Annotated in this window: 13 protein-coding genes; 7 read left to right on the forward strand and 6 right to left on the reverse strand. The window is 42.1% G+C overall.

Translation table 11 applies throughout. The annotated features are described in order from the left end of the window. On the reverse strand, window positions 1-529 hold a 529-nt coding region (locus KT990_RS02175; protein ID WP_218209056.1), incomplete at its 3' end, for an acyl carrier protein. A 248-nt stretch (window positions 530-777) separates the two neighbouring features. Here KT990_RS02175 and KT990_RS02180 point away from each other — a divergent pair. Genes KT990_RS02180 through KT990_RS02190 form a run of 3 tightly spaced genes read left to right on the forward strand, consistent with a single transcriptional unit; the run spans window position 778 to window position 2,299 of the window. Then, a complete protein-coding gene (locus tag KT990_RS02180) occupies window positions 778-1,380 on the forward strand; it encodes a PAAR domain-containing protein (RefSeq protein WP_218209369.1) in 603 nt (200 codons plus the stop codon). Between the two features lie 2 nt (window positions 1,381-1,382). Continuing rightward, complete coding sequence (locus KT990_RS02185; RefSeq protein ID WP_005171502.1) at window positions 1,383-1,925, forward strand: type VI secretion system amidase effector protein Tae4; 543 nt, start codon at window positions 1,383-1,385, stop codon at window positions 1,923-1,925. Continuing rightward, complete coding sequence (locus KT990_RS02190; protein WP_100355069.1) at window positions 1,925-2,299, forward strand: hypothetical protein; 375 nt, start codon at window positions 1,925-1,927, stop codon at window positions 2,297-2,299. Before KT990_RS02185 ends, KT990_RS02190 begins: the two co-directional genes overlap by 1 nt. 52 nt (window positions 2,300-2,351) lie before the next feature. Here the strand turns inward: KT990_RS02190 and KT990_RS02195 are convergent, their stop codons facing one another. The 4 genes from KT990_RS02195 to KT990_RS02210 form a co-directional block, all read right to left on the reverse strand. After that, window positions 2,352-2,768, reverse strand: coding sequence for a GlcG/HbpS family heme-binding protein (locus KT990_RS02195; protein WP_005171507.1), 417 nt, complete (start codon window positions 2,766-2,768; stop codon window positions 2,352-2,354). A gap of 165 nt (window positions 2,769-2,933) precedes the next feature. After that, window positions 2,934-4,235 (reverse strand): glutamate-1-semialdehyde 2,1-aminomutase, encoded by a 1,302-nt coding sequence (gene hemL / locus KT990_RS02200; RefSeq protein ID WP_180039854.1) that lies wholly within the window; start codon window positions 4,233-4,235, stop codon window positions 2,934-2,936. Between the two features lie 38 nt (window positions 4,236-4,273). Then, window positions 4,274-4,894, reverse strand: a complete 621-nt coding sequence (gene thiE, locus KT990_RS02205; protein ID WP_179999552.1) for a thiamine phosphate synthase — start codon at window positions 4,892-4,894, stop codon at window positions 4,274-4,276. Between the two features lie 796 nt (window positions 4,895-5,690). Further along, window positions 5,691-6,074, reverse strand: a complete 384-nt coding sequence (locus KT990_RS02210) for a DUF962 domain-containing protein (protein ID WP_005171513.1) — start codon at window positions 6,072-6,074, stop codon at window positions 5,691-5,693. 335 nt (window positions 6,075-6,409) lie between these two features. Between KT990_RS02210 and KT990_RS02215 the strand changes: the two genes are divergently transcribed. Next, on the forward strand, window positions 6,410-7,867 hold the full coding sequence (locus KT990_RS02215) for a CYTH domain-containing protein (RefSeq protein ID WP_218209057.1): 1,458 nt from the start codon (window positions 6,410-6,412) through the stop codon (window positions 7,865-7,867). 130 nt (window positions 7,868-7,997) lie between these two features. Next, window positions 7,998-9,452: a CYTH and CHAD domain-containing protein gene (locus tag KT990_RS02220; protein ID WP_218209058.1), complete on the forward strand. Its 1,455-nt coding sequence runs from the start codon at window positions 7,998-8,000 to the stop codon at window positions 9,450-9,452. A 22-nt stretch (window positions 9,453-9,474) separates the two neighbouring features. On the opposite strand, the gene KT990_RS02225 is transcribed toward KT990_RS02220, so the two are convergent. After that, window positions 9,475-10,107 (reverse strand): hypothetical protein, encoded by a 633-nt coding sequence (locus KT990_RS02225; protein WP_005096604.1) that lies wholly within the window; start codon window positions 10,105-10,107, stop codon window positions 9,475-9,477. Window positions 10,108-10,219: 112 nt separating this feature from the next. On the opposite strand from KT990_RS02225, the gene KT990_RS02230 reads away from it, so the two are divergent. Next, complete coding sequence (locus tag KT990_RS02230; protein ID WP_005096603.1) at window positions 10,220-10,621, forward strand: DUF3144 domain-containing protein; 402 nt, start codon at window positions 10,220-10,222, stop codon at window positions 10,619-10,621. A 117-nt stretch (window positions 10,622-10,738) separates the two neighbouring features. Then, window positions 10,739-11,803, forward strand: a complete 1,065-nt coding sequence (locus tag KT990_RS02235; protein WP_180049975.1) for an amidohydrolase family protein — start codon at window positions 10,739-10,741, stop codon at window positions 11,801-11,803. Window positions 11,804-12,043: the final 240 nt, after the last annotated feature.

A 12,043-nucleotide genomic window follows, 5' to 3' on the forward strand; every position in this document is an offset into this window, starting at 1 on the left:
TGTCTAGCTGTTCTGCTACAGCCAACATAATACCTTTGGTTGATAAGACATAGTCTGAGGGCGCACTTAAATCCCACAACCGTGTCAGACTATAAGTATTTAAGTGATGCACACCTTGACTGGAAATATTTTCGATCCACTGAATATGCTGTTCCTGATTGGCCAATAAGATTGCGTCATCGACCACACCTATTTGATCCGTCACACTCATCAAATGCGGTAAGATTTGCTTGAGCATCGGTGTGACCTGCCCGGCAAAAATCAGTTGTGGATGCGTGGAGGCATATTCACCAAGCTGTTGCATGCCCTGCATCAGGTCATCACCATATAAATCGACAATGGGAATATCCAGTGCTTTGGCTTTATTGGTCAGTTGAATCAAATTTGCCATGAGTGCACTTTCTTGTATGCCCTGTTGCATACGCAAGTTTTGTAATCCGACTAAAACCAAAACCGATTGGTTCGATGCAAGCTGCCATTTGGCTTGAGATGGGGCAAGTTGGATTTTTTTGGGTATTGGGTACAGCATGGGAGACTCTTTGGCTTCAGACAGTCGGCTTTTTCGTAACTGTATATGCTAACTCAGATTGAGGGTTACTCAATACTTTAAAAGTCAACAGGGCTATATTTAAAAAATTAAAAGCAAAAATGCTTGTATCTATATTCAGATACATTCAGTCATTATATACAAACTGATTAAATGAATTTTAAACTAAACCTTTCATTTTATATTGTCATGTTATTATGGTCTTTAATAAAAATAATAACCAAATAATAATGAGAGCATTAATAACAGTCGGCTGTAAAACCGATCATGGGGGAATCATTACTTTTGGCGACCCTTCCTTTCTGGTGGAAGGAAAAGCTGTGCATTTGGATGGAATGGTACATTATTGTCCTAAATGTAATGTCCTATCGAAAGCTCTTGCTTCTAATCGAGGCTTTATGGTCGTCCTGGGTAGAAGCATTGTTGCGGCAGGAGACACATCAACTTGTGGTTCAAAATTTCTAAAAACTTCTGATTTGGCTGTCATAAGTAATGGTATTATCTCAAGTAAAATTGATCAATTAATATCAGATACAGCTACTAAATACATTGAAGAAAAAGAAGAAAAGATCATTAATAATATTTATTGGAGTTATGGAGATAACCTTATTCTTCTAAAAAGAAAATCTAGATTTTTTGATGACTTGAATTTGCATATAGAAACTTCAGGTTATGCACAAGGAGATACTATTGATATAGAAATAAAACCAGAATCTTCTGAGATAAACTCATTTCATCCATTTACGATTTCACTTGATATTGATGCTGAAGGTAAGGGAGTGCTTAAAAATATTTTTAAAGGAAAAACTATATTAATTGATACGGAATATTAAATATGGTGAGTATAACTGCAAGGGCTGGTGGTCGGTCTTCGACCATACAAGCAAAAAGACCTTTATTTTCCGAATTATGGAAATATTATCCGGTAAAAATGTCAGCAAGTGATGTGTATTCTATGGTGGGAGGTCAAGCTATGGCTTTATATCAAGAAAATCCTACAGGATACGCAAATGCTTGTGCTTTAAGATTAAGTAGATCTTTCAACTACGGCGGAATGCCAATTAAACAGTCAACCAGAGGTTATAAAGTCAGAGGCGCTGATCATAAACCTTATTTACTTAGGGTTCGCGAGATGATCAGCTTTGTTGAACAAAATTTAGGAACTGCAGATCTCTCCTTCAAGCCTCAAAATAACCAGGATTTATCATCACAATTAAAAGGGAAAAAAGGAATTATTATTTTTAAAGTCTCTGGTTGGGGAGATGCTTCTGGACATGTCACTTTATGGAATGGAAATGATTGTGGAGATAGTTGCTACTTTATTCATGATACACCGAGCCTAAGAACCACAGATATTCTGTTTTGGAATTTAAGATAATGAAAATAATTGCTGTACTTTTTAGTTGTCTAGTGATGAGTGCATGTTATGCAAAAGACTTAATTCCATCCATATCAAATGAGGATGAGCTCAATATCAAAAATTTTGGCTTTAGTTATTGTCTGACGAGGGCTCAGGATCAATCCCTCAGTTCTGAGGCTGCTCTAGCGATGGGCGGGTATTTCCAACAGGGTTCATATGAAGAACCCGCGTATAAAAATTTGAAAGAATATATAAACCAATCTATGAAAGCAAAAACTGAGGTGTATAAAAATCAAGCAAGGCCAGCCATATTAATGAGCTGTTTAGAGCTGTATAACTCGACAGAATATAATGAAATGGTTAAACAACAGCATCACTATCTTATCCGATAGTTATTTTTAACTTAGACTTGAGAAGATAAGTACATTCTCAAGCGTATAATGTTTAGCCCTGCTGCGCCAAAAACTTCTTAATCGCCACCTGCGCAATCTCAGCGTCCTCAAATGATTTCACACCTGATACACCCATCGCACCCACTAATTGCCCTTGATACAGAATCGGTTCGCCACCTTCCAGCATTCCCGAGAAACTTTCCATAGTCAGAAAGCCCATCTGCCCGCCTTTGATAATATCTTCAAACAGCTTGGATGGACGACGACTCATCGCCGAGCATCTGGCTTTTTCAATGGCCAGATTTGCAGTCATCGGTGCTGCACCATCCATACGTTTCATCGCAAGCAAATTGCCCGTTTCATCGACTAAGGCAATACTGACATTGAAGCTGTTCTGAATTGCATATTGATGGGCGTGATCCAATAGAAATTCCGCATCACTTAGAGTCAAATAATGTTTGGTTTGCATGAATGAATATCCCTAATTTTAGAATTTAATCTCCCCTAACCCTGAGTCAGATATGGCGCAAGGAAAAGAGGAGTAAATTTTATTATTTGTACAGATAAAACTCCCTCCTTTAAAAAGGTGAAAAGCACCGCTTCGCAAGAGGGAGGATTTTAAAAAAATTAAAATTTAAGCTTTCATCTCAGCAAAAGTCTCGATCGCAGCCTGAATGGTAAATTCAATATCTTCATCGCTGTGTGCAGCCGAGAAGAAGCCAGCTTCGAATGCAGAAGGTGCTAAATTCACACCCCGATTCAACATGCCATGGAAAAATTTACGAAAAGCATCGACATCACATTTCAACATCGAATCAAAGCTGGTGATGTCTTCCTGATCGGTGAAGTACAGACCAAACATCCCACCGACCTGTTGGGTTTTAAAGGGTACGCCCGCCTCGTCTGCTGCTGCTTGTAAACCTGCAAGAAGGTTTGACAACTGCGCAGATAGGTTTTCATAGAAACCTTCAGCACGAAGATGCTTAAACATCTCAATCCCGGCACGCATTGCCAATGGATTACCCGACAATGTTCCTGCTTGATACACTTTACCCAGTGGCGCAATGCATTCCATCACTTCACGTTTACCGCCAAAGGCACCGACTGGCAGACCTGCACCAATAATTTTACCCAATGTGGTTAAATCCGGAGTTACGCCATAATGTGCCTGCGCACCGCCTAAGCCAACACGGAAACCGGTCATCACTTCGTCGATGATAAAGACTGAACCATGCTCATCACAAACATCACGAATCGCTTGCAGAAAACCGTCAATTGGTTTCACCAGATTCATGTTGCCTGCCACAGGCTCCACAATCACGCCGGCAATTTCAGCACCAAACTTGGCAAAGCATTCTTTTAAAGTCGCAATGTCATTGTATGGAAGCGTGATGGTATGCTTGGCAAAATCAGCTGGAACACCCGCAGACGTTGCTTCGCCCTCACCTTTAGTTAACAAGCCCGAACCTGCTTTTACAAGAAGCGAGTCTGAGTGACCGTGATAACAGCCTTCAAATTTTACAATCTTGTCACGGCCGGTATAACCGCGCGCTAAACGAATCGCTGTCATGGTGGCTTCCGTGCCCGAGTTGGTCATACGTACCAATTCAATCGACGGCATGATCTCGCAAATAATATCGGCAAGCGTGGTTTCATGAACTGTTGGCGCACCAAAGCTTAAACCATCTACTGCGGCCTGTTGAACGGCTTGAATAATTGCAGGATGGGCGTGACCCAGAATCATCGGTCCCCATGAACCGACATAGTCCACATAACGTTTTCCGTCTACATCATACAAATATGCGCCTTGGGCTTTTTCGATAAAGACCGGTGTACCACCGACGCCGTTAAATGCGCGTACAGGTGAGTTGACGCCACCCGGAATATGTTTATTGGCTTGTTTGAACAATTGTTCTTGCTTTGGAGATAAGCTCATGAAGGCACTCGACTCAAAATTAAATCAATCAAAAAATTCTATGCTGTAGCTTGAAAAAGCGCAGACCATTCATCTAAACGTTCAGGAATGGCATTCATCGGTAAGCCCAATATATCACTAATCACGGCGCAATAATCCGCACCTGACTCAATGACTTCTTTGGAATTTTCAACCGTTAAACCGCCAATGGCACATAAAGGCACGTTCAATTTCTCTTTGGCCAGTTTTAAGGTTTCCAAGCCAATATTACCGGCTTCAGGTTTACTGTCGGTGGCATAGATGGCACCAAATGCCACATAGTTTGCACCATCGGCAATGGCCCGTTCAGCCAGCTCAAGCGAGTTATTACAGCTACGACCAATCAAGACATTTTTCGGCAAGCGTGCAACTGCCTCGACAATAGACCCGTCATCCTGACCCAAATGCACACCCACCCCGTATTTAACGGCCATTTCAAGATCATCATTAATCACAAAAAGCACACCATATTCAGCACACATGGCTTTCATATACTCGATTTCGTAAATTTGATCTTGTTTGGCGACTTTTTTACGGCGATATTGCAATACTGCAATGCCGCCATTGGCCATTGCGCCTTCCAGTTTTGCCAATAAAAGTTCTACGGGATCATCATTGGTAATTAAATATAAACCGCGCATCTTGCTCGCCACTTGCTAGGATGGCTCTATTATAGGCATAACTCGGTTTAATTGCCGCAGTCCTGCTGTTTCCGCGACCGGGTAGCAACAGATTTGTAGTTTTTTAGCGCAATTTTCCAGTTAAATCTAAAATATCACCATTTTCAGGGATATACCGACTATAAAATATGGGTTTTAATCGCTTTATAACAAAAATAATAAAGTGTTAATGCTTACGCCCTCCGACAAACGCTTTTAGGATTTTGCAGATAACTTGGTGGAGAAGTTGCAAAATTCTAAGAGCGGTTTTTTTTGCCTTTAAATTTTCAATATTGTTAAGCCTCTTTAAGATTAAACTCAAAAAGATTAAAAAATACCCAATTTCAGGGATGGCCCAATTAGCGCGAAAAGACTTAAATAGCGTTAGACACAGAAAATAACCAGAAAAATAAATACCTGTGTTGGTGACACCCGATCCTTTCTAGTTTTGAATAATACGTTTGTGGGGAGACGTTTCAAAGCTAGAAAGGATCATTTTCTTTATGTATGATCCGCATGACTTGTTCTATGAATATTTACGCAATAATGGCAACGAAGTCAGTAAATTTATTTAAAAAATAGAGATATAAAAAAAGCCCGGAGAAGGTCGCTCCAGGCTTGGAAAACTATTTTATTCAGTAAACTATAACTTTTGATCAAATTCCATCAAACTGAATAAGCAATAACACAATTAATAGAATAATAAATGGCGACTTGCAAGTCTTTTATCGAAAGATCATGTTCCCTAGCCACACAATCCGATGAAAGTTACCTGAGTTTAACTTGAAATCTTATCGTATTTGCGATCAAGCAGACTGAGACGACCACGCAGGACATCCGCAAACATACGCCAGTCTGAAATAAAGCTATACACCGGCTGTTTAAAACTGGCCGGTTTGTTGCGTTCAAAGATAAAATGGCCAATCCAGGCACAGGCATAGCCCGAAAGCAAACCATAAGCAAAATATCGCGGTTTGCCCTGGCGAATGGCTTGAGTAAAACAATATAGGCCGATACTGCTACCTGCGACATGTAAACGGCGACTGACCATATGCCGGTGTTCGGTCAAATAAAAGCGGTAAAACTCATGATAATTGCCAATCGGCATCTGGGGTTGATGCGCGATCACATGGGTATTCTCTGGCTGTACTTGTACATTCATTTCTCATCGTCCTGATGTTTTCTTTTACCTTAGCCTATATTTTGGCCAATTAACAGTCTCTTGATTTGCTCGAATATTCTTAGATATTTTCCAAGCAAAGCCGCAATTCCTCTCGCTTTGCAACCCTATTAACAGCTCAAAGCCAATATTTAAATTCCTGTTCAATATTTTTATATGCAGGTCAAGTCTTACATGCATTTTGATTTTGGTTACAATCTGCCACGCATACATCTAAAAATATAATTGCGGCGATTGCCCGCCGAATTTTCAGCATCTCATTAAAGCGAAAAATATCAGTACATGCTGGCGTGTACTAAACAGATAGGAAAATCATTATGGTTGAAGTTGAACTCAAGTTCCAGATTCCTGCGGCACGACGCACTGCGCTGCTCAAGGCACTTGATCCGAAAAAGTCTCAACAGATCCAGCTTCAAGCCAAATATTATGATACTGCCGACCGTCAACTGGCCCAGCACGGGGTAGCACTACGTCAGCGTCTGGAAGGTACGCGCTGGGTGCAAACCCTGAAAGCTGCCGGTAAAAGCCATATTGAACGCTTTGAACATAATCATGATCTGGGGGAATTAACTGAATCTCCTGAACTGGATTTAAGTATTTATACCCAGTCCCCAGAAGCACAGGCGATTCTGAGCCATGCGCTCGGCAATCAGTCTAATCAGCTACAACTGCAATTCGAAACCGATATTGCCCGCACCTTGCGTGTAATTGAATACCAAGACACACAAATCGAAGTCAGTCTGGATATTGGGCAGATCCGTACCCGAAATGCTGAACAAGAGGTACATGAAGTCGAGTTTGAGCTAAAAAGTGGGTTGATACACAATTTATTGGCATTCAGTTTTGAATGGGTCAAGAAATATCAGCTCTGGCTCGATGTACGCAGCAAGGCAGAAATTGGTAATTTATTGGCCACCTCACAACGCGTGAGCCCGGCCACCTTCGCCAAAGAGTTCCAGATCAGTAAAAAAGACAGCGCTGGTAAAACCCTATGCAGTCTGATTGCGCAGCAGATGCAACATTTATTGCCAAATATCGCCGCGATTTCAGCTCAGGTTGCACAGCAGGAACATATTCAGCAGGCTCAACTGGCACTGGATCAGCTATATCTCACTTTGCTGCTGTTTAAAGACTGGCATCCGCAGCTTTCGGACAAATGGGCACATCAAATGGCTGCCTTTAAGCAGCAGTTCGAGCATTTACAACATTTGCAGCATATGCAAAACAGCTTGGCCAGCTTCCTGCAAAATCCGACCACTGCGGAAAATCTGAGTAAAGATATTCTGTATGCTCAGGAAAAACTGGGCAATCTAGTCAAATCAACGCAAAATGTGCATCATTATCTGGAGTTATTGACTTTTAGTTTAACTGAAGATGAACATGCTGCTCTGGATTTAAAAACTGCTGCACAAACCACGCTGCAACAACAGTATAAAGTGCTGCAAGAACAGATGAACCAGACTGAAATTAACAATTTTGAAAGTCTGGATCAATTGGCAAGCCGGATTCAGGAACTCAAATTCAGCTTCCCGATTTTAACCACAATCTATGACGTCAAAAACTTGCAGAAGTACAGCAAAGCGCTGAATGATGCACAACTTGCAGCCGGTGAATATCAAACCTTGGCCTCTTCGGCAGTGTATATTCAGCAAACTGAACTGGAAGCGAGTGACTGGTTTGTATTAGGCTGGCTGACTGCTAAACAGGAAGTCTATGCCCAGAAACTGCTTGAGGCGACAGAACAGTTCCTGGTGAGCCGTAAATTCCTCAAATAAATATCTTTAAGAACATTTCAAAGCACGCTCCCTCTACGGCGTGCTTTTTTTGTTGCAGAAGCACATCACAATGTGACTAATCTTTGAGCTATATTAATCTATAGAACCAACGTCGCGGAGGAATGACCCGATGGCAGAAATAGAACTCAAATTCCAGATCCCGCCACAGTCACGTGCGCAATTTGAACAGGATATTCAGAAGCTTCAGCCGACCCGGCATCGCTTATGTGCACGCTACTTCGATACTGAAGCACAACAACTCCAACAAAATCAAATCGCCTTGCGACAACGTCTAGAAGACCAGCAATGGATTCAAACCCTGAAAGCACCTACTGAGCAGCAATTTGAACGTTTTGAACTTGAACATACATTAAAAAGCCCACCTGCAAGCTGTGATTTTCAGTTATATCGCAAACACAAACCGGCAAAAAAAATCCTGAAACAGGCGCTTGGCGATTTGGATATACCGCTTATTCTGCAATTTGAAACAGATGTCGCGCGTTATGTGCTGACCGAAACACATCAAAATAGCCAGATTGAGATTGCCTTTGATGTAGGGGAAATTCGCCATAAGGATCAAGCCATTGATATTTATGAAGTCGAATTTGAGCTAAAATCCGGTCAATTGAGCGAATTGATTGATTTCATTCGGCCATGGATTCAACGTTATGATTTATGGCTGGATACGCGGAGTAAATCGGAACGCGGTTATGCCCTATTACAGGGTGAAGAAAGTCTGCCTGTGCAGCATCAGCTGCCATTAGAACTTGAGCAGAAAGATCAGATTGCTACTATTTTAAAGAAAATCGTAGCCAACTGTCTGGCTCATCTTTTTCCGAATGCAACTGCGATTGCCGCTGATCATTATAACAGCGATCATGTGCATCAGGCACGTGTCGCGATCCGGCGCTTACGCAGTGCCTTTAAAATTTTCCAGTCTGTGACTGAACATGTACAGCCAGAATGGCCGGAACAGCTGCGAGATATTTTTCAGCAACTGGGTTCTACCCGAGATCGCGATGCCCTTGCAGAAAGTCTGATTCCGCAACTGGAAAAAGCCGGCTCACCCTTATTAAAATTACCACCACATCGACAAAAACAGCCAGATATTAGCGCGCTGTTCAGACATTCAGCTACAGTGGACTTGATACTGCAACTACTCAGCTTTAGTCAGGAAAAAACGCATAGCAAAGCCAAATCTTCGCATAAAATTTTGTGTAAAGGTTTGAGCAAGTTACATCAGCAAATTTGTCAGGATGCCGAAAACTATCAGGAACTGGATATTGAATCGCGGCATCGCACGCGTAAACGGGTGAAACGCTTGCGCTATAACGTAGAATTTTTACAGAGCTTATTTCCTGAAAAGGATGTGAAAACTTATCTGAAAGCCCTAAAACCCTTACAGGAAAGCTTGGGGCATTATAACGACCTGTTTGTGGCAGACGAACTGTTTAGACCGTATGTCAAGCAAAATAGCAAAGCCTGGTTTGTGCTGGGTTGGATAAGCGCGGAACAGCAGCGTTTGTCGAGTGAAGCAGCCGAGCGTTTACAGCAGTTTGCTGAAAATACCAAACCCTTCTGGTGAAAAATGGCTTAATCAAGCTGCATTAGCGATATTTGCCAAACACTTTCCAGGTATTATTATCGGCTAGAGGGTCATTATAACTATCACTGCGTTGCTTACGTGGTTTATCACGGGCATCGATCAGCTCAAAATGTGGCTCGACACTCAGCACGATACCATTCACATAAAAACGGGTACGTGTATATTCACTTTGACCATGCTGAAACACATAAGTACGTAAGTCTACAAATTCGCGGTGTGCCACCAAAGCCGCGGTATCATCACTGTCGAGCCAGTGTCGCATGGCTGCGATCTGTTCGGGTTCAAACTGCCCGCATTTTTCAATCAGGCTGGCCACACCACGAAAAGTTTTAGATTCTTTGGCCCGGGTTTTATTTAGCCTGATTCGGTCAACATGAAAATAAAACAGCGGCAAGTTTAAATGACTGGGAAGATGGATAGCATCTAGGGTTTCATCGTCCATGAAAGGTTGGAACAGATCCTGCGCCCTTTCAATCAGACCAAGCCACTGGGTGTAATATTCTTCGACCTGCGATTTGGTTCCATAATAAATCGGCAGACCTTCGACATTGGCCAGATTTGCCGGTGGCCAGATATTCTGGCGCAATAAGGCAATATCACTTTTCAGACTTTGTACCGCAATCGCATCCTGCATGGCATTCACTTTTATATGCTTAGGCTATTTTTAGATTAAGGCAAAGGTTTAGTTTCTGCAAGGCTTTGCCTATAATTAGCCATTAAGATTTTATGATGGTCAGGAAAAATTCATGGTTCAAAAGATTGAAGCAACCGATGTAACCGAAGAAGAAGCGTTAAATGCGGCATTCTTTGAACGTGCTGATGAATTTATTCAACAAGCCAACGAGTTTTGTCGCGTAGAAAAAGGCTCGCAGGAAAAACCGAGTGATAAGCGCGGTCAAGTCAGTGCAGCCATGTTATTTGGTACTGCCCGTTTCAATACCTGGGTGGCAGCGAATAACTTTAAAGATGGCAACGAAATGCGCGATGCCAAAGATCAGGTGATGTCTTATATTATGCAGCAATTCCAAATGATGCTGGAAGATAACTATGATGAATACTGTGAACAGTTCGAAAACTATTTACGTTTCCGTCACAATGAAGAGTTTCATGCCAACAAGCATAACCATGATCACAAGCACGATCATTGATTAAAATATGAAAAGCCCCGCGGGGCTTTTTTATTTGCCTTAATTTATCATCTTGACTTCGAACTGATTTTAGCCCCATATAAATTGAATAATAAATACACTAAAACAAGGCATAGCATGCAGCAACTTCCCTTCCCGATCATTGACCCACATATTCACCAATGGGATCCGTACAACACCCCACACGCGGCAGCATTTGCCGTAAAACTGTTTGGCAAATATCCTAAATTACTGGACAAAATGGTGCGGCTGCTCAAACCTAAAGATGTGATTGAGACCATTGGCCTGACCGAGCATCTGACCGCCCCTTATCTGCCTGCGAACTACAACAAAGATCTAGGGCATTATGAAGTCGAACAAATTGTGCATGTTGAAGCCAGCTGGCATGATCAGAAAGGTACAGGCGTGGTGGATGAAACCCGTTTTGTGGCCGGACTTTCTTTTGATCAGCATAATATCCAGCTCGGTGGCATTGTCGCTACGGCGGATCCGCGGCAGAAAAACTTTAAGCAATTGATTCAATTGCATCGCGAAGCTTCTCCAAAATTTCGCGGCATCCGTAAAATGGCTGCGGTACATCCAGACAAAGGGATTCATGCCTGGACAGATGAGCCGCATCTCTACCGTAATAAAAACTTCCTGAAAGGATTTGAAGAACTGGCCAAGCAAGACTTAAGTTTTGATGCCTGGGTCTATTCGAGCCAGATTGCGGATGTGACTGCACTGGCCAAAGCCTTTCCTAAAACACCCATCGCACTGGATCACCTCGGTACGCCTGCCGGCTTATTTGGCAAGGTGAGCAAAGCTACAGGCAAGACTGAACAAGAACGCGCCCAGATATTTTCAAGTTGGCAAGATCAACTGGCTGAACTGTCCGAGTGCAGAAATGTATCGACTAAAATGTCTGGCCTGTTTATGCCGGTGCTGGGTCATGATTTTCATCAGCAGAAACGGCTGGCAACTAAACAGGAATTATTGGAACGTGCAGCTCCCCTGATTCAGCATGCCTTAGATTGCTTTGGTTCTGAACGCCTGATGTTTGCCTCCAACTTTCCAATGGACAGTGTCAGCAGCTCACTCGTGAATATCATTGATGCTTTTAGCGATATTGTTCAGGACTATGATGAAAACGCATTAAAGCCGATCTTTTATGAGAATGCGAAAGCATTTTATAAATTATAAAAATAAGAGTCTGAATCCTTAAAAAAAGTAGGAAAATACGTATGCTCTGGGAAGAAATGATCGCGAGTCCCCGATCAGATAAGCTTTTCTATACTTGCTGAGCAATCTTTTCTAGTTTAATCGCATCATATTATTACCAACATATTATTCACTTCGCTTTTAAGAAAGATATCGCTGTTGAAGCAATATTAGTATCAGCTGGGATTTTCCTGTTTCTTTTTGCCACTTTCTGGTGGAACT

The sequence above is a fragment of the Acinetobacter sp. F9 genome (assembly GCF_019195275.1).
Taxonomy (GTDB): Bacteria; Pseudomonadota; Gammaproteobacteria; order Pseudomonadales; family Moraxellaceae; genus Acinetobacter; species Acinetobacter pseudolwoffii.